This window comes from Chryseobacterium sp. D764 (assembly GCF_019317325.1).
Taxonomy (GTDB): domain Bacteria; phylum Bacteroidota; class Bacteroidia; order Flavobacteriales; family Weeksellaceae; genus Chryseobacterium.
In genome coordinates this window covers 4767199-4791248 of record NZ_CP079219.1, presented here as the reverse complement: position 1 = coordinate 4791248, position 24050 = coordinate 4767199, and the positions used below count along the sequence as shown (strand labels likewise).

General features: G+C 34.9%; 22 protein-coding genes. 6 read left to right on the top strand and 16 right to left on the bottom strand.

The genetic code is table 11. The annotated features are described in order from the left end of the window. Positions 1 to 367: 367 nt before the first annotated feature. Positions 368 to 2158 carry a 30S ribosomal protein S1 gene (rpsA, locus tag KYG33_RS21775; protein WP_077415250.1) on the bottom strand — a complete coding sequence of 597 codons (1791 nt, stop codon included), beginning with the start codon at positions 2156 to 2158 and terminating at the stop codon, positions 368 to 370. A 278-nt stretch (positions 2159 to 2436) separates the two neighbouring features. Here rpsA and KYG33_RS21770 point away from each other — a divergent pair, with 278 nt between their 5' ends. Both KYG33_RS21770 and KYG33_RS21765 read left to right on the top strand, forming a co-directional pair. Beyond that, the gene (locus tag KYG33_RS21770; RefSeq protein ID WP_219072406.1) at positions 2437 to 3711 is read left to right on the top strand and encodes a carcinine hydrolase/isopenicillin-N N-acyltransferase family protein; all 1275 of its coding nucleotides are present in this window, start codon (positions 2437 to 2439) and stop codon (positions 3709 to 3711) included. 85 nt (positions 3712 to 3796) lie between these two features. Then, positions 3797 to 5104 carry a DEAD/DEAH box helicase gene (locus tag KYG33_RS21765; protein ID WP_077415254.1) on the top strand — a complete coding sequence of 436 codons (1308 nt, stop codon included), beginning with the start codon at positions 3797 to 3799 and terminating at the stop codon, positions 5102 to 5104. A 75-nt stretch (positions 5105 to 5179) separates the two neighbouring features. Here KYG33_RS21765 and KYG33_RS21760 read toward each other — a convergent pair whose 3' ends face one another. After that, positions 5180 to 6073, bottom strand: coding sequence for an SMP-30/gluconolactonase/LRE family protein (locus KYG33_RS21760; protein WP_077415256.1), 894 nt, complete (start codon positions 6071 to 6073; stop codon positions 5180 to 5182). Positions 6074 to 6329: 256 nt separating this feature from the next. Between KYG33_RS21760 and ccoG the strand changes: the two genes are divergently transcribed. Beyond that, complete coding sequence (ccoG, locus tag KYG33_RS21755) at positions 6330 to 7772, top strand: cytochrome c oxidase accessory protein CcoG (RefSeq protein ID WP_077415258.1); 1443 nt, start codon at positions 6330 to 6332, stop codon at positions 7770 to 7772. Between the two features lie 143 nt (positions 7773 to 7915). On the opposite strand, the gene KYG33_RS21750 is transcribed toward ccoG, so the two are convergent. Next, positions 7916 to 8797, bottom strand: coding sequence for an AraC family transcriptional regulator (locus tag KYG33_RS21750; protein ID WP_077415260.1), 882 nt, complete (start codon positions 8795 to 8797; stop codon positions 7916 to 7918). Between the two features lie 210 nt (positions 8798 to 9007). Here KYG33_RS21750 and KYG33_RS21745 point away from each other — a divergent pair, with 210 nt between their 5' ends. Then, positions 9008 to 9352, top strand: a complete 345-nt coding sequence (locus KYG33_RS21745; RefSeq protein ID WP_047383183.1) for a MerR family transcriptional regulator — start codon at positions 9008 to 9010, stop codon at positions 9350 to 9352. A 277-nt stretch (positions 9353 to 9629) separates the two neighbouring features. Here KYG33_RS21745 and KYG33_RS21740 read toward each other — a convergent pair whose 3' ends face one another. The 6 genes from KYG33_RS21740 to KYG33_RS22655 form a co-directional block, all read right to left on the bottom strand. Further along, on the bottom strand, positions 9630 to 10067 hold the full coding sequence (locus KYG33_RS21740) for a hypothetical protein (RefSeq protein ID WP_219072405.1): 438 nt from the start codon (positions 10065 to 10067) through the stop codon (positions 9630 to 9632). Further along, positions 10067 to 10489 (bottom strand): hypothetical protein, encoded by a 423-nt coding sequence (locus KYG33_RS21735; RefSeq protein ID WP_219072404.1) that lies wholly within the window; start codon positions 10487 to 10489, stop codon positions 10067 to 10069. Before KYG33_RS21735 ends, KYG33_RS21740 begins: the two co-directional genes overlap by 1 nt. A gap of 59 nt (positions 10490 to 10548) precedes the next feature. Then, positions 10549 to 10983, bottom strand: coding sequence for an RHS repeat-associated core domain-containing protein (locus KYG33_RS22665; RefSeq protein ID WP_411267036.1), 435 nt, complete (start codon positions 10981 to 10983; stop codon positions 10549 to 10551). After that, positions 10970 to 11218 (bottom strand): hypothetical protein, encoded by a 249-nt coding sequence (locus KYG33_RS22660; protein WP_411267035.1) that lies wholly within the window; start codon positions 11216 to 11218, stop codon positions 10970 to 10972. Before KYG33_RS22660 ends, KYG33_RS22665 begins: the two co-directional genes overlap by 14 nt. A gap of 407 nt (positions 11219 to 11625) precedes the next feature. Continuing rightward, positions 11626 to 12099 carry a hypothetical protein gene (locus KYG33_RS21725; RefSeq protein ID WP_219072403.1) on the bottom strand — a complete coding sequence of 158 codons (474 nt, stop codon included), beginning with the start codon at positions 12097 to 12099 and terminating at the stop codon, positions 11626 to 11628. A 6-nt stretch (positions 12100 to 12105) separates the two neighbouring features. Continuing rightward, the gene (locus tag KYG33_RS22655; protein ID WP_411267034.1) at positions 12106 to 13236 is read right to left on the bottom strand and encodes an RHS repeat-associated core domain-containing protein; all 1131 of its coding nucleotides are present in this window, start codon (positions 13234 to 13236) and stop codon (positions 12106 to 12108) included. 602 nt (positions 13237 to 13838) lie between these two features. On the opposite strand from KYG33_RS22655, the gene KYG33_RS21715 reads away from it, so the two are divergent. After that, a complete protein-coding gene (locus KYG33_RS21715) occupies positions 13839 to 15101 on the top strand; it encodes a helix-hairpin-helix domain-containing protein (RefSeq protein ID WP_077415278.1) in 1263 nt (420 codons plus the stop codon). A gap of 84 nt (positions 15102 to 15185) precedes the next feature. Here the strand turns inward: KYG33_RS21715 and KYG33_RS21710 are convergent, their stop codons facing one another. From KYG33_RS21710 to KYG33_RS21685, 6 genes are all read right to left on the bottom strand, one after another. After that, the gene (locus KYG33_RS21710; RefSeq protein ID WP_180565483.1) at positions 15186 to 16406 is read right to left on the bottom strand and encodes a YncE family protein; all 1221 of its coding nucleotides are present in this window, start codon (positions 16404 to 16406) and stop codon (positions 15186 to 15188) included. 166 nt (positions 16407 to 16572) lie between these two features. Further along, on the bottom strand, positions 16573 to 17295 hold the full coding sequence (gene rluF / locus KYG33_RS21705; protein ID WP_077415282.1) for a 23S rRNA pseudouridine(2604) synthase RluF: 723 nt from the start codon (positions 17293 to 17295) through the stop codon (positions 16573 to 16575). Positions 17296 to 17676: 381 nt separating this feature from the next. Continuing rightward, the gene (gene truB, locus KYG33_RS21700; protein WP_219072402.1) at positions 17677 to 18381 is read right to left on the bottom strand and encodes a tRNA pseudouridine(55) synthase TruB; all 705 of its coding nucleotides are present in this window, start codon (positions 18379 to 18381) and stop codon (positions 17677 to 17679) included. Positions 18382 to 18405: 24 nt separating this feature from the next. Next, a complete protein-coding gene (locus KYG33_RS21695; protein ID WP_077415286.1) occupies positions 18406 to 19224 on the bottom strand; it encodes an undecaprenyl-diphosphate phosphatase in 819 nt (272 codons plus the stop codon). A 109-nt stretch (positions 19225 to 19333) separates the two neighbouring features. Continuing rightward, positions 19334 to 19630: a DUF3098 domain-containing protein gene (locus tag KYG33_RS21690; protein ID WP_180565481.1), complete on the bottom strand. Its 297-nt coding sequence runs from the start codon at positions 19628 to 19630 to the stop codon at positions 19334 to 19336. 2 nt (positions 19631 to 19632) lie between these two features. After that, a complete protein-coding gene (locus KYG33_RS21685; protein WP_077415290.1) occupies positions 19633 to 20532 on the bottom strand; it encodes a cell division protein FtsX in 900 nt (299 codons plus the stop codon). Between the two features lie 91 nt (positions 20533 to 20623). Between KYG33_RS21685 and rsmA the strand changes: the two genes are divergently transcribed. Further along, on the top strand, positions 20624 to 21394 hold the full coding sequence (rsmA, locus tag KYG33_RS21680) for a 16S rRNA (adenine(1518)-N(6)/adenine(1519)-N(6))-dimethyltransferase RsmA (protein ID WP_180565480.1): 771 nt from the start codon (positions 20624 to 20626) through the stop codon (positions 21392 to 21394). Positions 21395 to 21526: 132 nt separating this feature from the next. Here the strand turns inward: rsmA and KYG33_RS21675 are convergent, their stop codons facing one another. Continuing rightward, positions 21527 to 23884: a choice-of-anchor L domain-containing protein gene (locus KYG33_RS21675; RefSeq protein ID WP_077415294.1), complete on the bottom strand. Its 2358-nt coding sequence runs from the start codon at positions 23882 to 23884 to the stop codon at positions 21527 to 21529. Positions 23885 to 24050: the final 166 nt, after the last annotated feature.

Sequence of the window (24050 nt, the reverse complement as noted above, 5' to 3'; positions counted from 1 at the left end):
GCTAATCTACAAATAATTCACAAATCTTCAATATTTTTTTTATTTAAAATTTAAAAATAAATGAATACTTGAAAAACCATCGAATTAATACGACTTTACATATTTCTCAATAAAGAGAACGTCACCATAAATTTACTCCTACCACATTATATTTATCCCGCTTTAATATATTTTTGATGTGGTTATTTCATTAAACAAATCTTACATCAATGTATATTTTTTAACAATTATTGACTTATGTAATATTTTTTTTGAAAAAGCTCTATAATTTATTCTTTTCTATTATCAAATTTTATATTTATCATATATATTTAGATAAAAAAAGCCGCTCAAACGAGCGGCTCCTTATGTATCAATGGTTCAAAGATTATTTACCTTCTTCCATTTTTCTTTTCAACTCTGCTAATGCATCGATGTCTCCAAGAGTAGATCTTTCTTCGTTGTTTGAAGAAGAAGATACGTTTCTAGAAGAAGATTCTTTAACGTTTTTCTTTTCTTCGTCTCTGAAGATACCTGTGTGAGATACTACTACTCTCTTGAATTCTTTGTTGAATTCGATTACTTTGAATTGAGCATCTTCACCTTTTTTGATTTTAGATCCATCTTCTTTCTCTAATAATCTTGAAGGGCAGAATGCTTCTACTTCAGCATCTTCGAATTGAACAGAAGCTCCTTTATCGTGAACTTCTACAGCTTTACCAGCGTGGATAGTTCCTTCAGCATATTTAGTTTCGAATTTATCCCATGGGTTTTCAGTCAATTGCTTGTGACCTAGAGATAATCTTCTAGCTTGGATATCCAATTCAAGAACTACAACATCTAATTTATCACCTACTGCACAGAATTCAGATGGGTGCTTGATTTTCTTAGTCCAAGAAAGATCAGAGATGTAGATTAATCCGTCGATACCTTCTTCTAACTCTACGAATACACCAAAGTTAGTGAAGTTTCTTACAGTTCCTACATGCTGAGATCCTACAGGATACTTAGTTTCGATGTTTTCCCATGGATCTTTAGACAATTGCTTGATACCAAGAGAAATTTTTCTTTCTTCTCTATCTAAAGTTAATACTTCAGCTTCTACTTCATCACCTACTTTTACGAAATCTCCAGCAGATCTTAAGTGAGTAGACCAAGACATTTCAGAAACGTGGATTAATCCTTCTACACCTGGAGCGATTTCTACGAATGCACCATAGTCAGCAAGAACTACTACTTTTCCTTTTACTTTGTCACCTACTTTCAAGTCAGCAGAAAGAGCATCCCAAGGATGAGCTTCTAATTGCTTCATACCTAATTGGATTCTTGTTTTCTCATCATCGAAATCAAGGATTACAACTTTTACAGTCTGTCCGTCCTCTAGGATTTCAGATGGGTGGTTCACTCTAGACCAAGAAAGGTCTGTAATGTGGATCAATCCATCAACACCTCCTAAGTCAATGAATACACCGTAAGAAGTAATATTCTTAACAGTACCTTCAAGAACCTGACCTTTTTCAAGCTGAGCGATGATTTCTTTTTTCTGACCTTCGATATCTGCTTCGATCAATGCTTTGTGAGATACAACTACGTTTTTGAACTCAGGGTTGATTTTCACAACTTTGAACTCCATAGTTTTTCCTACGAACTGATCGTAATCTTTAATTGGCTTAACGTCAATTTGAGAACCAGGTAAGAATGCTTCGATTCCGTGAACGTCAACGATCATACCACCTTTAGTTCTTGATTTAACAAAACCGTTAACGATTTCTCCAGTTTCGTGAAGTTCGTTTACTTTATCCCAAGCTTTAAGCGTTCTAGCTTTTCTGTGAGATAATTGTAACTGACCAGTTTTGTCTTCTCTCTTGTCAACCATTACTTCTACCTCGTCACCTACTTTTAGGCCTTGGTTGTAACGGAATTCGTTAAGAGAAATAACACCTTCAGATTTGAAGTTGATGTCTACGATAGCTTCTTTGTCAGTTAATCTTACAACTCTACCAACTAAAACGTCATTATCGTTTAGGCTGTTAAGAGATCCGTTATAGATTTCTTCTAAATCGCTTTTTTCTTTTCTCGCATCTGCATCAAGACCTGATTCGAAAGAATCCCAATCAAATTGTTCCGGTGCTACGTTTTGGTTTAATAAAACCTCTGCTGAATTTGTCTCTTTTGACATTTTCTAATAAAAATTTGTATTCCTTCTTTTTTAACGGTTTGAATAAATGCGGATTAAAAAATACGGAAGTAATTAATTTTAAGTAATTTACCCATCAAACCTTTTCGCCACAAAAGTGGATGCAAAGATACACTTTTTATTTAACATCAACAATGAAGCTTTATTCATATTTAATTAAAATCAATCGAATCTTTAAAATGAATGTAATAGATTGATCAGCAGAATTGTTTAATAATTAAATAGTATCAAATTCAAGAGATCTGATAAACAAAATAGCTATGCAGAAAAAAAATATTTTTATTTTAATTGGTATCCTTTTCTATACCATCAATATAAAAGCCTGTACAATTTTTTCCTGTTCAAGAGGAGGTGAAACATTTGTTGCAGCCAACGAAGACGATACCACTCCCTTTACCAGAATTTGGTATAACCCAGCCAGCTCAAATCGCTATGCCTCCGTTTGCTTCGGAGCCCCTGACATGCAGGTAGCCGCAGCCATGAATGAATACGGACTATTCTTTGATTTTGCAGCAGCGAATTATGATTTCACCCAATTGAACCTGACCAATCCCTATCCCGGAGATATCATGTGGGAAATCCTAGGAACATGCAAAACTGTAAAAGAAGCCATTGTTATATTAAAAAAATATGACTACATATCTTACTCCCAAGCTCTAATAGCGGATAAGTATGGTAATTCTGTATTAGTTAGCCCCAAAGGAATAACTGAAAAGAATGGAGACTTTCAAGTGAATTCAAACTGCAATATGATTAATGGGAAGCTATCATGCAGGCGGCCAGAAATTGCTAATGAAATGCTTTCCGGATCGAAAGAGAACAGTGTGGAATTTCTAAAAAAAATTTTGGATAAAACCCATCAGGAAGGTGAACTCAATACATTATACTCTACAATCTTCGATTTAAAAAAAGGCATTATTTATGTCTATCTTTTCCATGATTATAATACAGTCTATATTATTGATCTGAAAACTGAATTAAAAAAAGGATACAGAATAGAAAACCTTGCGGATCATTTCCCAGCTTCTTTTGCTTATGAAAATTTTTCAAAGAACCATTCTTTATACCTTAAAGAATCTATTTTTCAGGAGATGAAAAATAAAGGTATAGATAGAACAATCGACCATTATATTTCAGAAAGTGAAAAATTATCTCCAAAAAATGAAAAATTAAATTCTGCCTTGCTGGAAGCAGCATTACAGCTCATTAAATATTCCTGGAACGAGCACAATAATGGCAGTATGTGGTACTATTGGTTCAGTAAACCTTATGGATATGATGTACAGCAATACAAAGACACAAAACTTACTTCAGCAGAAAAACTTTTAAAGTATTTATCTTCCAAGGAAACTACAGATCTTAAACTTCAGAATTTCATGTATGAAATGATTGGGTTTATCAATCTTACGCAGGGAGACAAAATTTTGGCAAAAGAATTTTATGAGAAAGCAGTAACTAATCCCGATAAAGCCTATAGTGTAACATTAATCCGGGGAAAAGAAATACTTAACAGAATGAAGGATATAAAAAAGTAAGAAAAGGAAAATTGGGGAAACTGTATTACTTATAAACCCTGATATCCTCAACTCTAAAACCTTCAAAATTCACTACCTTTGCACCATGGAACTACAATCAATCTACCAGAAGCTGCAGATTCAGGATATGAATCAGATGCAGAAATCTACTTATAATGCGTCTGAAAACAATACAGACATTGTTTTACTCTCTCCTACAGGATCTGGAAAGACTCTTGCTTTTTTATTCCCGGTTCTTCGGAATCTGAAAAAAAATGTTCAGGGAGTTCAGGCATTGATATTGGTTCCGGCCAGAGAACTGGCTTTACAGATTGAGCAGGTTTTCAAAGCTATGGGAACGGATTTTAAAGTATCTGTTTGTTATGGTGGACATGATAAAAAAATCGAGGTTAACAATTTAATTGAAGCTCCTGCTGTTTTAATAGGAACTCCGGGAAGGGTTGCTTACCACGTAAGAAATAATAATTTTGATCCGAAAACGATTAAAACACTCGTTCTTGATGAATTCGACAAAGCTCTGGAGCTAGGTTTTCATGAAGATATGGAGTTTATTGCAGGCTCATTAAAAGGCCTTTCTCAAAGAATTTTAACATCAGCTACGACAATGGATGAAATTCCATCGTTTACTGGTCTAAAAAATGAAAAAACCATCGATTTTTTAAAACTAAGTGAAGTAAAACCAGATATCCAATTGCGAAAAGTAATGACAATTTCTGAGGAAAAGCTGGATACTTTGTTTAATTTAATCTGTAAAATAGGAAATAAAAGGACTCTTATTTTCTGTAACCACCGTGAGGCTGTTGACAGAATTTCTGAACTTCTTCATCAGATGGGAATCGACAGAGAAACCTTCCATGGCGGTATGGAGCAGGACGAAAGAGAACGTGCATTGCTGAAATTCAGAAATGATTCTGCAAGAATTCTTATTACTACAGATCTTGCTGCCCGCGGACTTGATGTTCCGGAAGTAGAATCTATTGTACATTATCAGCTTCCTCCCAAAGAAGATGCTTTCATCCACAGAAACGGGCGTACTGCAAGAATGAATGCCAAAGGTTTTGTATATCTGATCATGACAGAGGACGAAAACTTCCCGTTCATTAAAAATAATACTCCTGAAGAAAGTGTTGCCGGATTTACTAAAGTTCCGGAAAAAACACCTTTCCAGACTATTTATATCAGTGCCGGAAAAAAAGATAAGGTCAACAAAGTGGATGTTGTGGGATATCTTATCAAAAAAGGAGAACTTCAGAAAGAAGATATCGGTTTGATTGAAGTAAAGGATACAACTTCTTATGTTGCTGTTTCCAGAAGCAAAGTAAATGCTGTTTTAAGAAAGCTTCAGAACGAAAAGCTGAAAGGAAAGAAAGTAAAAATGGAAGTTGCTTATTAAAAATATGATTCTTTAGACAAACAATATATATGTCATTGCGAAATGCAGAGATCGCTTTCCGCAATGACATTCATCTTATTTTATTCCTCTTACTTTGGTAGGAAAAGTATACACAGATTTTGAGGCGGTAATGAAAAGTATATCATTATTTTCTCCACCAAAAGTTACATTGGAAGTCCATTTTTCAGGGATAGGAATATGGTAAATTTTCTTTCCGGAACGGTTAAAAACATGTACTCCATCTCCTGTAAGATAAAGGTTTCCGTGCTTATCCAGCTCCATTCCGTCTGATCCCATTTCACAGAAAAGTCTTTTTTCTGACAATTTCCCTTCACCCAATATGTCATATACATAAGTTTTCCCGGCATCAATATCAGAAAGGTATAATTTTTTCAGTTTTTCACTGCCTACAATTCCATTTGGCTGGGTAAATGTATCCAGCTTGATAACTTTCCCTGATTTATCTCTGTAATAAAGGCTTTTGTGTTGCAGTTCCTGTTTAAAACCGATCCAATAATCTCTTTCGTACAGTGGATCTGTAAAGTACATTCCTCCGGCTTCATCATTCCAAACGTCATTGGGACCGTTCAACCTTTTTCCTTCAAAACCTTTAAGCAGAACTTCTACTTTCTTGTCTTTGGAAATTTTCCAGATCTCTCCCTGATCATCCGAGCAGGTAATCAAATATCCGTCTTTATCAAAGTGTGTTCCGTTTGCCCTTCCCGTCTTGTCTAAGAACTCTATTACCTTATTGCTTTTCCAGTCCCAATAATAGATCTTATCATTGGGTTGATCGGTAAAGTAAACATTCCCTTCTTTATCTGCTGATGGTCCTTCTGTGAAACTGAACGTATCAGAAACCATTTCCGGCTTTACTCCTTCATACAACATTTTACTATAATTTACTGATTGACAGTTTACCAATGCGAAAACCAAACCAATCATGCCTATTTTAAATATATTCTTCATACTTCATTTTTAAACCTGCAATTTACAATATGACCTACAGGTTTCAAAATATTTTCCCGTTTTGATACAATAAAAATCAAAAACACAAAATGTCCCAATTATCCTATTTTTGAAGTAGATCATATTAGTACTGCAGAGATATAATCCGGAGCTTTGCAGTAACAGGATTGATCACTTTTTTAAATGAAAAATCAATTAAAAAAATGAGAATGATCCTGTTGAAAATAGTACCAAAATACTTTTATAGCATACAATAATGAGCGCAGAGTCCAACAATATCAAGTCTTTGGAAATTGAAAGTGAAGATTTCAGAAATTCAGTGGGAACAATGGATGAAACCGGAAAAAGGAAGTGGATATTCCCCAGAAAGCCTAAAGGAAAATACACCAATTACAGGAATTACACCAGCTATTTTCTTCTTGCCCTTTTTTTCGGACTGCCTTTTGTAAAGATCAACAACAATCCTTTTCTGCTCATCAATGTTATCGACAGGAAATTCTTTATCCTCGGGCAGCCTTTCTATCTGCAGGATTTTTTTATCCTTGCATTGGGAGCAGTAACTTCCGTTATTTTTGTGATGTTATTTACGGTAGTTTTCGGAAGGATATTCTGCGGCTGGCTTTGTCCTCAAACTCTTTTTATGGAAATGGTTTTCCGTAAAATAGAATATTGGATTGAAGGAGACCGAAATAAACAGATGAAACTTGACAGACAGGAATGGGATGCTGAAAAAATAAGGAAGAGACTTACAAAATGGTCCGTATTTATTTTGATTTCCCTGCTCTGCTCTACTTTTATGTTTATGTATATCGTAGGCTATGAACAGGTTTTCCAGATTATGCTTGAAGGGCCTTCAGAACATCCTTTAAAGTTTATTACGATGATCTTTTTCACGATGACTTTCTATTTTGTTTTTGCATGGCTTCGCGAGCAGGTATGTACTCTGGTCTGCCCTTACGGAAGGCTTCAGGGAGTTCTGATTGATAAACAGACAATCAACGTATATTACGATTTTAAAAGAGGAGAAGGCCGTTCAAAATGGAGAAATAATGAAGATAGAAAAGCTGCTGGTAAGGGAGATTGTATTGATTGTAACCAATGCGTTGTTGTCTGTCCTACGGGAATTGACATCAGAAACGGGCAGCAACTGGAGTGCGTGAATTGTACAGCTTGTATTGATGCCTGTGATGAAGTAATGGAAAAGGTAGGTTTACCTAAAGGATTAGTTCGTTATGCTACAGAATCAGAAATTGAAAACCGCGAAAAGTTCAGATTTACACCAAGAATGAAGGCAACGACCGTTATTCTGGCATTGCTGATCGGATTCCTTGGATTTTTAATGTATGATCGCGGTTCTATGGAAGCGAAATTTATCAAACCGGCAGGCTCTACATTTTTCGTTAAAAACGGTAAAATCACCAATACCTTTATTTATACTCTTCTTAATAAATCTAATGAAAAAAAGACGTTGAACATCAAAGTTATCACCCCATTGAATGCTGAAATCACTTATTTCGGCTCTGAAACAATCATCTTAAAAGGAGACCAGATCCTGAAAGGGAACATTAATATTTCCTTCCCTGAAGAAGACATTAAGTTTTCAAAACAAAATATGGTCATCGGAGTTTTTGATGAAAAGGGAAAACTCGTAGATTCGTTTGAAACGACTTTTGAAGGACCGTTTAAGTTAGCTTTGTAGGTGGCAGATGATAGGTTGCAGGAATTAGGGATTAGGGATTAGGGATTAGGGATTAGGGAAAATACTCTGTGAAATATTGATAGGAAGTATTTAAAATCAAATACATGGCAACCAGCAACTTTAAACCATAAACTTTAAACTCATTAAGCTTTATATTTCCTCATAAACTGGGTGGGAGTCATTCCGGAGTTTTTCCGGAATACTCTTACAAAGTAGGAATATTCTTCATATCCTAATCTGAAAGCAATTTCAACCAGGCTTTCATCCAGATACATCAACATTCTTTTGGCTTCCAACACTACTCTTTCTGTAATAACATCTGTAGCTGTTTTTTGAACAACAGTCTGTGCAATCCTGTTCAGATGTTTGGATGAAACACCTAATAAAGAAGCGTAATAGGCAATCGATTTATGTTCTGCAAAATGCTGTTCAATCAAATTTTCAAAATCCTGATAATGTTTAAAATAAGAAAGTCCGGCAGCAGAAGCCTGTGTATCAAAATCTCTTGAAAATAATCTGCTGGAATTAATAAAGATCTGCGACATCAATGACAGAATAAGACCTTCTTTCATTATATTTTTAGCCCGATGTTCTTCTCCGAGTTCCTGAAATAAAGTTATATTTTTCTTCAGTTCCAAACTATCCAGCTGAAGTTTTCTAGGAAAAGACACCGATCCGAAAAAGGGAAAGTTTCTCAGTTTCTGATTCACATAATGCATTTCATAGAACTCCTGAGAGCAAAAGAAAATATAACCATCGATATCTTCTGAAAGCTCCCAGCTGTGAATCTGCCCCGGCGATAGAAAGAAAAGGCTTCCCTCAGAAACATCATACTTCTGAAAATCAATTTCATGTACCCCTGCTCCTTTGGTAAAAAGAACAGCAGCGTAGAAATCATGTCTGTGGGGCTTTTCTATATGACGATGTCCTACCACCAAATGATTCTTCATCGTATTAAAATAAAAATCTGACGTATTTTTACCTGCCTGGAAAAGATCGATATGAAGAACAGAGATAGGATTCATCACTTATATTATGTATGGTAAGGATTCACAAATTTAGACAAAAAAGAACTGGTATACTGCAGCCTTTCCTATCTGTTATATAAACAGAGGTATTTCATGACCGCTTTATCTTTATATTTTCCCTTTACATAAAGTCTGACTGCACTTTTTGTAATATATTTTGGATGAAACTTTAAAAAATTTTTATCTTTGAAGTTTAGGAGTTGAAAAATGAAAATAAATTTAGCTGATAAACTGTATTATTCTATAGGAGAAGTGGCAAAAGCATTCGACGTAAACACTTCATTAATACGTTACTGGGAACAGGAATTCCCAATTATCAAGCCTAAAAAAAACAGGAAAGGCAACCGATATTTCACTCCTGAGGATATCAAAAACCTTCAGATGATCTACCATCTGGTAAAAGAAAAAGGATACACGCTGGACGGAGCCCGTATTGCTCTGACCACAAACAGTAAAATCTCCGAAACCATCACTCTTATCGACCGACTTGAGTTTGTAAAAGCTGAGCTTATTAAACTGAAGGAGTCTTTGGGAGAAAGAGAGGAAGAATAACTTCTTTGAAAATATAAAAAACTCCGCTGCAATTAATTGCAGCGGAGTTTTTGTAAAAATACATTTTTATACGGAATTAGTATACTGAAAGCCGTCCAAATAATCAGTTGTTTCTGTACCAAAAACCTTTCTTACTTTCACACCATCTGCTCTGTAAATATAGTCTGTTACTTTGGCGTTTTGGGTAATCTTTCCTGGTAAATTTTAAATAATTATATTGGATGCGATTGAAGCATTTTATAACATAACAACCCCGCTCAATGAGCGGGGTTTGTATTTATTTTACTATCTCTCCATCGAGTTTAAATTTTATAAAAAATGTATTCTCCCGGATATTAATAGTCTTTTTAATTACTTCTTCTGTGCCTAACTTCTTTAATACTGTTTCACCTTTCTCTGCAAATGAAAAGTATTCATCAGAATAAAAATAAAGAGGTATTAGTTTTCCTTGTATAAATACAGATCTATTGCTATGTTTTACCCAAAAATTTTCTGAAGAATTAGAGAGCCTATTCAAGTATATGGTATAGGTATCTGTATTCTCTTTATCTAAAACTATATAGGTTTCATTATTCTGCCCTCTTTTTTGAAGCTCTTTACTAAGAATTTCATTAACGGAAGAAGGTAAAAAATATATTATATCTGAATTTGATTTTTGCGAGTAACAACTAAACAAGCAAAAATTCAATAATAATATTGATAGAATCTTTTTCATTATGGAGTTTTTTGTTTATCTATAAAATGTTTTAGAGCTGCCTGTCCTATATTGTTAGTATTAGTAGTTCCAATATTATTTGTTTGTGTACCATTTGGCATAACTCTATGTATTGCATTTCCAGTTGATTGAGTTCCCGTATAAGAATCAACCGCATACACAGGAATATTAAAACTCTTAGATGTTGATTTATCCATAGCAGATGTCCCTGGTATATTTACTAGACTAGGATTTTGCGAAGTATTATGCGTATGCACTTGAGCAACAGGGATTAATTTTGTACCATCAAAAGTTTGTTTTACTGTAGCTCCTGATTTATCCGTAAGAGATGTTATAGATGTTGTAGTTTTTCCATCTATCCCATCTGGCCCTCTAACAGAGGTTACTTGCGCTGTAGGAGTATCACCTCTTGTAACCTCCATACCAACCCAAACTTGTCGTTCCTTTGTCTGGTCTTTAATAGTTTCATTATTGGCGTTATTTATATCAGAATTTGAGTATTATTGACTGTAATTACAGAACTGCTTGCTTGTAAAGCTGATGTAGCATCTACTGATGTAGAACCTCCTTTTTCAGAAGTAATGCTATTCCAATCGCTTTTATATATTACCCTGGCATTAGTTGTTGCAGCCCCATCACTTCCCAAATACTTTCCAGTAGAAGCATCTATATAATCATCAGGAGGAATCGCAAATCTTCCATCCGGGTCTATATATCGAATAGGGTTATTATAGGCGTAAGTATAAGGAGACCATCTACGAGAAGTCTCAGCTAACGGGTCTATCACCCCCCATCTCCCGATATCTGGCATATACATCCTCGCTCCGTAATCATACATTCCCGTCTCTTGCAGCTCCTTTCCGTTATACTTGTACTTATATGCTGGATTTCCTGTTAATGCATTATATCCCTTCATGTTTTAATCCAAACTGGTAATAATTACTCTCTTCAATGATCTCTGTTCCGGCTCCATTTTTAGCATAGCTTAATCTGGTATTTCCAAGGTGATCAGTATAATTATACACATACTTTCCGGTTTCAACATTAAAATACCCTTCTGTCGTTGGGAAGAATTTTAATACCGAATCTGTATATTGGAAGCCATCCAGATAATTGGTGGTTTCTGTTCCGAAAACCTTTCTTACTTTCACTCCATCTGCTCTGTAAATATAATCTGTTACTTTGGATTTTTGGGTAATCTTTCCGGGTAAATTTAGATAATTATATTGGATGGAAATATAATTAATAGAACCTTATTTATGAACAACCCTTGCCATATTTGCAAGGGCTGTTATTTATGCTACCTTGAAAACCAGAGGGTAAGTTTATTTAATAAGCTCAAAGTCTGAAGACTTTGCGCAGCGGGGGTTTTAGCAATTGCTGACATGCTTTGCTGCCCCTGAATAGAAACAATTGTACATAGAAAAAGAATAAATAAATATTTTATCATTTTTTCTTTTTTTGTTGACCAAGATACTAAAAAACCACTGTGATTACAGTGGTTTTGTTTTATTTGTGGATACGAGCGAGTTGCTAGCGCCAGCGGAGGCTTTCACTATTAGGTGAAGCTCCTAATCCAATTATAACCTTCTTTCTCAAATATTGTAGTACTATCTTTATTACTATATATATCAACTTGATTATACTTTTTTAAACATTGATTAGTAAATAACAATTCCTGTTTTACAATCAAATCTTTATCAACAAACGACTTTATTAAATATTTTCCTTCAAAAAAATTCTCTAATAACATTTTCAATTCATCTAAAGCTATTTCATTTATAAAAATATAGAACTCGCTTTGATTATATCTTATACTCATTGAATCTTCATCTAAATCAATAAAAAGAAATAAACCATTGTTATCTATACAAATATTTATATATTTTTCATCTCCTTCTAAATGAAAATCAAAATCATTTTTAAAATTCAGAAATTTAGAAATTAAAAATGATAAAAGATTTTGATATAATAAAGAACGGTTTGCATAACTATATTTACTTAGTAACCCTATAAAATCATTCTTTAACATACTGTCTTAATTCTTTTGCATTTTTGAAAAACTTATGTTTCTTACCACCCAGACCATAATTACATGGGTTCTTGTTAGCCTTCTTCCAGTACCTTGTAATGCGTGCCTTTCTATTCTAAATTGTTTATTAGTATTAGTGGCTCTTAGTCCAATCTGCTTTAACCCTTTTGTGTTTTTGTACATTGGTTTAAGGTTTTTGGCACTTTTTAAACTGCTTCCACTACCAACTAAAATTGTTGCTACATCTGCTCCTGTTGCAATATTTTCAGCGGTCTCTTCACTTGCACCTAAAGCTAATGAACCTTCTTCAACTCCCTGATGCAAAAAGGTTTCTTCGTCTTCTCCTGTCCATAACTGTTGCGCTCCTGTTGTTGCATTATCAATTCCATTCATTAATACAAACCAGCCAGCTACAGCACCAACCCCTGTTTCTGCCGTAAGAATACCTCCAGCTCCTCCGACAATAGCCTCAACTGTTCCTCCAATCATTTGTAAACCTCCTAAAGCTCTAGTTCCTACATTCCAAGAAGAAGATCCTTGTAATTTAACTTCGTCAATTTGAATTTCTTTTTCAGCAGTTTTCGTTTTAGGATCATAAACATATACATTCTTCGGGTCATCAATGTATGGTTTAAATTCCGATGTATTAGGACAGGTTGGACAAGTTGCCAATTCTCCAATCATTCCTGTCGGGTCAATAAACATAATCGGATTATTATAAGTATAGGTATAATTTGACCATCGTCTTGACTTCTCCGCCAACGGATCAACAACACCCCATCTTCCAATATCCGGCATATAAATCCTTGCTCCATAATCATACATTCCACTCTCCTGCAATTCCTTACCGTTGTACTTATACTTATATGCTGGATTTCCTGTTAATGCATTATATCCTTCATGTTTCAATCCAAACGGATAATAATTACTTTCTTCAATGATCTCTGTTCCTGCTCCATTTTTAGCATAGCTTAATCTAACATTTCCAAGGTGATCTGTGTAGTTATACACATACTTTCCGGTCTCAACATTAAAATATCCTTCTGCCGTTGGAAAGAATTTCAATACGGAATTAGTATACTGAAAGCCGTCCAGATAATCAGTTGTTTCTGTCCCAAAAACTTTTCTTACTTTCACGCCATCTGCTCTGTAAATATAGTCTGTTACTTTGGAGTTTTGAGTAATCTTTCCTGGTAATTTAAATAATTATATTGGATGGAGGAAATCCCTTTATCCAGTTGAGTCTTCATATTTCCATTGATATCATAAGAATAGTACTTCCTGATGCCAAAGGGTACCCGCTTATTGCATTTCCGGTTCCGATTTCTTTAAGATAAGATAGCTTATTACTTTGTTCACTATTTTCATTCCAATGTTGTTTTCTGAGTTAGTAATTAGTTTATTAAAACTGTGCGAATTTAACACTTTTTAAGACACGAGAATGACTTTCATGTGGTATGCTGTAAATCATACTATTTATTATTAAATCCTCTTAATTTATATTGATATTTTCATTTTACTGATGCAAAATTATCTATACACAACGACAAAACTTGTCGCATTACAAACAAAAAGATCAACATTAATCAAAAAAAATTCACGCTCAATTACGAAATTATATCTTATAAAATATCAAATTTCCATTTCCTTTTTAAGCATTAAACACAATCTGCATATCATCTTTAATCATTTCATTATCAAGTATTGACACACTTTATTTTTATTGATATTTTTACCATATGATGAGAAAAAACTATTACCGAAAATTAGCATTTATGGTCACTTTGCTGACTATTTTACTGGCCTACCAAAAGTACACCAGTCGGGAAAAAGAACCTTTCCCTGATGTAAAGTTCATTGCAAGTTCTTCAAATTCTGTGGATCTATCAGATTTTGATCCCAATACACTGAACAAAGAACAATGGCAGAAACTTGGATTTTCAGAGAAACAGACTGCTACAATTCTCAAGTATAAAGATATTGTAGGAGGAAAATTTAATTCAAAAGAACAGTTGAAAAAATGTTACGCTATTTCTGAAGAAAAATTCAGTGAATTGGAATCATCTATTCTACTTCCTGAAACAGCAGAGAGAAAGAATTTAGAAGGACACAATGCATATGGAAAGAAAGAAATTATTATTTCAGGAAAATTCAATCCTGATAGGTTTTCTGCCAATGACTGGCTCAAAATGGGTTTCAGTGAAAGACAGGCAGAAGCTATTTTAAAATACAGGAATTATCTGGGAGGAAGCTTTATCAGCAAGGAGAAGTTTAAAGAGTGTTTCATCATCTCTCCTGAAAATTACAGCAAACTTGAATCTTATTTGCTTTTGCCAGTGAAAACTCCCGAAACTTTCCAAAATTCCACAAAGAATAATACTGCCAAAACCAAAATCCAATACCATTCTTTTGATCCTAATCAACAGGACCTGGAGGGCTGGAAAGCTTTTGGGTTTTCAGAAAAACAAGCCATTACCATCATTAATTACCGGGATAGAAATCTACGGGGAAGTTTTAAAAGTATAGAAGATCTGCAGAAATGTTTTGTGATTTCTGCAGAGAAATTTCAGGAAATGAAACCTTATATCAGAATTCAGGAAAAGCAACAGGAAAAAACAGATTTTTCAAAAACAGATCTCAATACGATTACTTTCAGACAGCTAATAGAGTTTGGTCTGGATGAAAGGAGTGCCGGTTCTATTATTGGCTTCAGAAAAAAGTTAGGAGGCTTTATCAATAAGCAACAGATTTTAAGTACATACAATATTGATCAGGATCTTGTTCAGAAGCTGATCTCAACAGCACCTTTGAATGCTTCAGATGTACCCAGATATTCATTAGTGGATGCTCCTGAGGAATGGCTTAAAAATCATCCCTATTTCAAATATTCTGCAGACAAAATCATTTTCTACCGGATCAGTAATCCTGATGATAGAAAAATATGGAAACTTTTAAAACTGAAACCTGAGTATGAAGAAAGAATGAGATTATATGTAAAATAATTTAAGCTCAGATAAAAAACAACATCAACCATTCCAAAAATAATATTTTGGAACAGTTCATATTATGAAACAATATTCTAAATTCTAGTGATGCATATAATTGCTCGGGCCATTGGTTCCTTCAATGGATTCCGGCAGTATTCCATAACGGTTACGCAAATCGACTGTACCTAAGGTTTTTCCGGTGTTGATATCAATTACACTAATGGTTCCTGAGTTCAGATTAGGGAGATCCAATAAATTATTTTGTACTGCTACAACCTCTTTTCCTGACTTGGTTTTAAAGAAAGCCATGTGATGTGCCCCTTTATCAGCATCGAAAGTCTTCAAAAGTTTTAGCTGGGGAAGATTACTTAAATCGAAGACAAGTACCTTTCCAGGATCTGCAAAACTCACATACAGCTTATTTGAATCATCAATATACATTTCGAGTGCCCAGCCCAGCCCTTGTGTACTCCCGTCAAAAAGCTTGGTAAAAGCATCATATTTTTTTGTGGTAGTATTGTATGGTGCAATCCAGATATCACCCCCGATCATTGTTGTAGCAAGTGCATATTGCGGAAATTTTCCACGCAGCAGTAAAACCTCAACAGGAGCGGACATATCTGTTGGTGAGTCCGCTACCCGATACGTCTCCTTAATTTCATAGGTATTGAGATCTAATAAAGTACAGGTATTTCCTAATCCCGTAGTAAGATCCGGGTGAATGGTAGAGGTTACCATCATTAATCCTTTTTCTTCATTAACTGAAATACCATGTGGATACATTATAAATTGATTCGGATTAGCCTGAATTGGCGCTTTAATAGTTTTGATAAGCTGATTATTATTAGCGTTAAAAACACCTATGCTACCATCCTTCGGGCCTCCTGCTCCTCCCATAAAGGTCATAAAATATCTTCCGTCATTCGTGAAAAATAAATTTTCTCCTACTGTATTCTCACCAGTATCAATAGGCGTTGCATCAATTAATTTTGGCAGCCCGTTTTGGTCCTCTCCTGTTTTTATCTCATAGAGATAACTACCTCCCAAAGCAGTTGTGAACATTTTTTTTGCATTCTGATTGTAATAAATATGATGTGGCAATACACCAACACCCAGTTCAAGTCTGCTGCTGATATTTCCAAAATCCGGGGCTTCAGGATCAAGTTCTATAACGGCAATTCCGTCTGACAATCCTTTTAAGCTTCTATAATCAATGTAAAAGGAAGAATCATGTGAATGATCCGGATCGTGTTCATTTAGACAACTGGTAAGAATTACCAAAGTCACAAACAAAAGAACTCCATTGAAATTTAATTTCATTATTTTCAGGTTATAGTTATTATTATAAATATAAAATATTTTTAGTGAAAAATAAAATATATTACACCAATATGTGAAAAATTATGAAATAAAAATAATTTATACTATTTCCAATAATTGATATTGGAAAGTATAGAAAGTAAACCGTTAAAGTATAGTATAAATTTTAGTTGAATGTTTTACTGGAATCTGTAAGCATAGAATTCAATGCATTTAGTTCATCTTCTGTAAGATCTCTCCATTTTCCAATTGGGAGATCTAGTTTGATATTCATGATACGGATTCGCTTCAGTTTTTTCACTTCATATCCGAGATATTCACACATTCTTCGGATTTGTCTGTTGAGTCCCTGGGTAAGAACAATTCTGAAATTCATATCATCAATCTTTTCTACCTCACATTTTTTTGTTACGGTATCCAGAATAGGAACTCCATTTCGCATTTTTTCCAAAAATCTAGGATTGATCGGTTTATCTACACGAACTATATATTCTTTCTCGTGATTGTTGCGGGCTCTTAGAATTTTATTAACGATATCACCGTCACTTGTAAGTAAGATTAATCCCTCACTTGGTTTATCCAATCTTCCGATAGGAAAAATCCTTTTTGGGTGGTTGATATAATCTACAATATTATTTTTTTCACGTTTTGTATCCGTAGTACATACAATTCCCACCGGTTTATTAAAAGCAATATATACCGGCTTTTCCTGGGGTTCTCTGATTGGCTTTCCATCTACCTCCACAAGATCTTCATCGGAAACTTTTGTTCCCATCTCTGGAATTCTCCCGTTTATTTTGATCCTGCCTTCTTCTAAAAGCTTATCTGCCGCTCTTCTTGAACAGTACCCTACTTCTGATAAATATTTATTGATACGTGTTTTTTCCATTATTTTTCTCCGTAACCGGTATAATTTTTATTACTGAAAATGTAATTTTATAGCTTTAGCCTATAAAAGCAACACTAGATTTTGGGAAATTGTGAACTTCTAACATAATTCTGCTTTCCTGACTGATTCTTTCGAACAAAACTAATTTCTTAGCCTTATTCTTCAAAAGTTATAGTTGGAACTTGTAAAAGGGCCTTTCATCAGAACAAAAAATAAAATTTGAGCTGTATTACCCAATACAACAGATCATCATTATTATCTAAAACAATATTTCAATCCAATTTCCAATGCAAAATTAGGCAAAAAAATACATTTGCCTACTACTGTAATTCCGCAGTTAACTTTATTGTGTAAATACTGAATGAAGAGATAAAAATTCTTTTATTTTAACAGATTTTCAAACCTGTACTCATTATTTAAAAACTGATCTGTAGCACTTTCAATAGTATAGTCACCGATTTTGGTACGTCTTAATTGAGTCAGATAGGCTCCCACTCCCAATTCCTGCCCGATATCATGTGCAAGACTTCTGATGTAGGTTCCTTTTGAACAGCCTACCACGAAGCTTACTAAAGGAAAATCTATTTTAATATCTTTAATGTAATGAATGGTCGTTTTTCTGGCCTTCATTTCTACTTCTTCACCTGCTCTTGCAAGATTGTAAGCTCTTGCACCATCAATTTTAATGGCTGAATAAATGGGTGGTTTCTGTTCAATTTCGCCCACAAACTTTTCAAGAACTTCTTGTACCTGTTCTTCAGAAATGTGAGTAATGTCCTGATGAAGGATTTCAGGCTTTTCAGTATCGTAGGATTCTGTTTGCACTCCGATCTTAATCTCCGTCCAGTATTCTTTGGGAGCATCCTGGATTTCCGGAATTTTCTTGGTGAATTTTCCGCAGCATACGATAAGAAGTCCTGTTGCTCTGGGATCTAAAGTCCCTGCATGCCCGATTTTAAAATTTTTAGGAAGATTAAATTCCCTTTTAAGTTTGTATTTCATTTTATTGACAGCCTGGAAGGAAGTCCAGTCCAAAGGCTTATCCAATAAAAAAATGTATCCTGATTTCAGTTCTTCAGCAGTCATGAATGGGTATAAATGAGTGATTTCTTATTTAAAGAAATAAAAATAAATCAACAGAGCAATTCCAACAAAAATACGGTACCAGCCCCAAGGTTTAAATCCGTATTTATTAAGCACACCGATGAAAGCCTTGATAGCGATAAGTGCTACAATAAACGCAACAACATTTCCTATCACAAAGATCATAATGTGATCCTGTGAAGCCATAATCATTTCATATCCTTTCTGTGGATTTGCCGTTTCTTTCCCCCATGTTTTAACAAAAACTGAATACATAGTTACTGCCAGCATCGTAGGTACAGCAAGAAAGAAAGAAAATTCTGCAGCAGCTTTTCTGGTAAGTCCCTGTGCCATACCTCCAATGATAGAAGCCGCACTACGGCTTGTACCCGGCATCATTGCAAGACACTGCCAGAAACCAATGGTTACTGCATTTCTTATGGTAATTCCTTTTTCATCATCAATTTTAGGATTTTTAAACCATTTGTCAGCAAACAGTAAAATAACCCCTCCTACAACCAAAACTGAAGAAATAGCAATCTGATTTCCAAGTATAGCTTCAATTTTATCATCGAATAAATATCCTAAAACCAGAGCCGGAACTACAGCAAAAGCGAGTTTAAAATAGAACTGAATATTATTTAAGTCAAAAAACTTTTTCCAGTATGCCACTACCACTGATAAAATAGCTCCAAACTGAATGGATACCTGAAACATTTTTAAAAATTCTGTTTCTTCAAGCCCCATAAGGTTGGCCGTAAATCCCATATGTGCAGTAGAAGAAATCGGAAGATATTCTGTCAATCCCTCTACAATGGCAATAATAATTGCTTTGATTAAATCCATATTCTTTTAAAAATTAAAAAGATTAAAAGATTTAAGAATTAAAAAAGACTGGCTCTTTAGCTTAAATCTTTCAATTCTTAAATTTTTTAATCCTTAAAAATTATTTTATTTATTTTCTTTTTAAGATAGCGTATACTTCTATTACAAATCCTATAACAACAAACAGAGGTGCTATCCTGATTCTTCTGATAGAAAATATCTCATCATTCCATGAGTTCGGGTCAAATTTACCATCTACTGTATTGGCATCCGGGCCCATCATCAGTAGAAATCCTACGACAATAAATGCCAGTCCTATCAGCATCCACTTGAAATTCTGCGGTCCGAAATAGAAAGCGTTTTCCTGTGGTACTTCAGCTTCATGTCCAAAGTCTGAAGCGGAGAATTTATTTGTTTTTTTGCTCATTGTTAAGAGTAATATAAATCGTCAACGTTTGATTTTAAGAATCTCCATGTAGCGAAAACTGTACTTAAGACAGAAATAAAAACTCCTACTCCCAGTACCAAGATCACTAACCAGAAATACTGGTTGTTGTCCTGTACGAAAGCAGAACCAATCTGGCTTGTGAAATAATACCAGACACCACCTAAAGCAATAAGACCAATTACAGAACCAATAGCTCCTAAAATGATAGCTTCTATGATGAAAGGTTTAAGAATAAATCTTCTTTTCGCTCCTACCAACTGCATTGTTTTAATAATAAATCTCTTCGAGAATATTTTCAGACGGATAGAGTTGTTGATCAATACAACAGCCAATACCAGAAACAAAATTGAAAATCCTAAGATCCACTTTAAGATTCTGCTCAGGTTATTGTAAACATCCACCATCAAGGTACTGTCATTTTTAACATCGCTAATCCCGGGAACTGATTTGATCTCTTTAATAGCCTCATCAATTTTTGCTGGATCTACGAATTCCGGTTTTAGAGCAACTTCAATAGAAGAAGGGAAGATATTTTCTTCGAACAATGCATCACTGTCAATTCCCATACTTTTCTTGGCTTCTTTTGCAGCCATGTCTCTTGAAATATAGGTTGCTTTTTTTACTGGAGCTAGAGTCTGTACCTTTTTAAAAGTTTCTTCCTCCAGTTTTGCAATTTTTACAGAATCTTTAGCATCATAATTTTCATCAAAGTAGGCGTTTACCACCAATTGTTCTTTGATATAGTCAGAATACTTCTGGGCATTAATTAAAATAAGCCCCATTAATCCTAACAAAAATAACACTAAGGCAATACTTATCACTACTGTAATATTGCTGGACCGAAGCCTTTTCTTATTAAATTCATCTACAGATTTAGCCATTAATATTAAAATTTTTGGCTAAAATAGAAAAAAACTTCCGAAATTTGGGACGAAATAAAGAAAATCATTGTTAATAAAATCATAAAAAACCTTGAGTGTAAAAGCAAAAAAACATCTTGGACAGCACTTCCTGACAGATGAAAACATCGCAAGAAAAATCGTAGAAGGTCTTAGTTTTGAGAACTATAATAATATTATGGAAGTAGGTCCCGGAATGGGAGTTCTTACCAAATATCTTCTTGAAAAAGATCAGAACATTTACCTTGCAGAGATCGATACTGAGTCTATCGAATACCTGAAAAAAAATTATACAAAGGTTACTGAAGAGACTTTTGTGGGAGATTTCCTGAAACAGGACTTCAGTTTTATCAAAGATGATCAGATTACTATTATCGGTAATTTCCCATATAACATCTCATCACAGATCTTATTTAAGATTGTAGATCATTATCAGCTGATCCCGGAAATGGTAGGAATGTTCCAGAAAGAAGTGGCTGAGAGAACGGCCGCCGTTCCGAGAACTAAAGATTACGGTATTCTTTCTGTCCTGATACAGGCTTATTATGATGTATCTTATATGTTTACGGTACATGAGAACGTCTTCAATCCACCTCCGAAAGTAAAATCAGGGGTAATTCGTCTTACAAGAAATCCTAAGGATGGTCTTGCGGGCAACGAAATTCTCTTTAAGCAGATTGTAAAAACAGGATTCAACCAGAGAAGAAAAAAATTATCTAATGCATTGAAATCCTTAACTATTCCTGAAGCTTTAAAAGGCCATGAGTTTTTGGATAAAAGAGCGGAAGAACTTAGTGTATCAGATTTTATACACTTCGCCAATCTCTGGAAAGAAAATCAATAAACTTCAATAATAAAGCTTCTGATAAAGGAGCTTTTCTGTTGAATTAATAACAACCTTTATTCCTAAAAAAGCAGAAAGCCTTTCAAAATAAATCTGAAAGGCTTTCTTTTATATTACATTATCAATTCAATTCTAGTTTCTGTTTTTCAGCATGATCCATCCTGACCAGTTCATCTGAGCTTTTGATTTTGGATACTCAAAATTGAACTTATACCAGTAGGTTGCTGTAGGAAGTCTCTTACCTCCAACTGTTCCGTCCCAGATAGGATTTTCTTTTGAGAATCTGAACATCTCTACTCCATATCTGTCATACACAGAACCCGTAAAGTTTTTAAACTCTCCAAGAGCTTTAAGATCCAGAACATCATTGATTCCGTCTTCGTTTGGAGTAATAATGTTATTGATCTGCAATGTAAAGAATTCAAGAGATCCTACACAATGTGTACCTACTCTTCTTACCAACACGGTATAATTTGTATTGTCTAAAAGATTAGTAAACACGTTTGAATCCTGCCAGCTGATTCCGTTGTCAATAGAATATTCCAAAGTACTTGGCATATTGTTCATTGGAGGGTTTTCAGCCGTGATCGTTACTGTTTTCTTGATGCTTTCATAGTTTAATCCAGTCACAAAAGGAGTAGCTGCACCCATTACTTTGGCTTCAAAAACTTTCTTACAAATTCCGTTATCAATTTCTACGGAATAGATTCCCCATTGGTCTACATCAATTTTCTGTGTTGTAGCACCTGTACTCCAAAGGTATTTAAAGCCATCTCCTGCTCCTGCATCAAGAGTTACTTTATCACCGATACACATTTCAACATCTTTTAATGGTGAAGTGATTTCAGGAGTAACTTCGATTCTTATTGTTGCCGGATTAAGAGATTTACAGCCTTTTGCTCCAATTGCATATACTGTAAATGTTGTCGTCTGATATAAAGTAACAGTCTGTATATTTCCTGTTCCCATAAAGTTGCTCCATTCGTAAGTATCTCCCCCTTCAGCAGTAAGGGTTACAGATTCTCCCGGACAGATTTTTATTCTGGAAGCTTTTACTTTGGCAGTTGGGGTTACTTCTTTATGCAATGTCAATTCAACCATTTTACTACAGAAACTACCATTGGAAACCACAACATAGAGAATCTGGCCATCATTACCGTTATAGTTTAACGGAGTCTGAATATAATTGTCATTCTGTGCTATTGCATCTGCCTGATTTACGTAGAACTTAAAAATAGCTCCCGGTGTCGGGCTGATAGTAGATGTAATTGTACTTAAATCAAAAGTAGTAATATCCGGTGTGGTACAAAGCAGCAATGTAGCATCCTGAGCCAGCGGAGTTGTTCCTCCATGAATCTGAATCGTAGCTTTACCCGGACATGGATTTCCCGGAACACTTACTTCGATAGTATAAGTACCCGGCTGTATAGCCGTAATAGTGTTGGTTGTAGCATTGGGTACCGGTGTACCATTATAATACCACTGATATACAAGGTTAGGATCACTTACAGAAGCGGTGATTACCTGAGGTACATTATCACACACGTTGATATCAGAAGGTAGTTTTGTACCTGCTGGATCCAAAAGGTCTACTCCGATATTGAAAGATCCTCCTTCCAAAAATACTGCAGAGTCATAACTATGGTCACTATAATCGGCAATTACCATTTTGAAGTGGTATTGCTGTCCTGCTACTACGGTTGCTGTAGCAGTCAATGGAATTGTTCTTCCGTTAAAGTTGGTTTCCACGTTACCTGTGTTGTATCCGGCAAAATATTGTTCGTTTACGGCACCACAACTACCTGCTATTGCAGGGTGGATATTCGTAATACTTACAGGTCCTGCACCTCCGGGAAGCACAGCCATATTTACATAAGGTCCTCCTGAGGTAGGTCTCAATAAGATGGCAAATGCATCAGCAAAAGTACAAGGGAATGAACCTGTATATTCTTCGGAGGCAATCAAATAGTTAAATTTAATCTGCGATGTAGTGGGAACGAAGTCGAATTCCAGAAGAACGGCATCGTTCAATCTGCTTTCCACTACTCCAATTATCTGTGCAAGATCAGCATCTGATCCCCCACCATTGACATCACTCAGTCCACCTTCAAAACTGTTACCAGCTCTTCTTGCATAACCTGTGGAAAGAATAAGCCCGTCTTTAAAAGGGAAATTGGTTGTTGCTTTATGAAAGTACCCCCAAGCTCTGTCTGCATCACTTGCAGCATGATTAGGAGTGATCTTCACATTACTTACATTGGGAGTAAGGCAGGTATTGGTCCCGGATGAGATCAATACATCTTTTACCATTTTCTCTATCGTGTAACTTGTTTCAGCATACTGTGGAGCATTTACATCAATAAAAACTCCTGCCCTTCTGGATAATGCCGTAGGGGTTTCCTTTACGTGTTTCCTGGGTGGCAGATCTTGTGAAAATAAAAAAGTCGAGATGACTAAAAAAAATAAACAAAGCGGTAGATATCTTCTCATAATATTTTTGTTTCAACAAATTTAATTTTTTTTTAAATATCTCACATACATATTTATATTTTTTACTATAAAAAAACAAAACATGAACCTTTTAAAGTAAACTTTCGTTAATTAGCCCTCCTATAAAGAATGTGGTAGTATCGTCTTACAAATTGTTTTAACATAT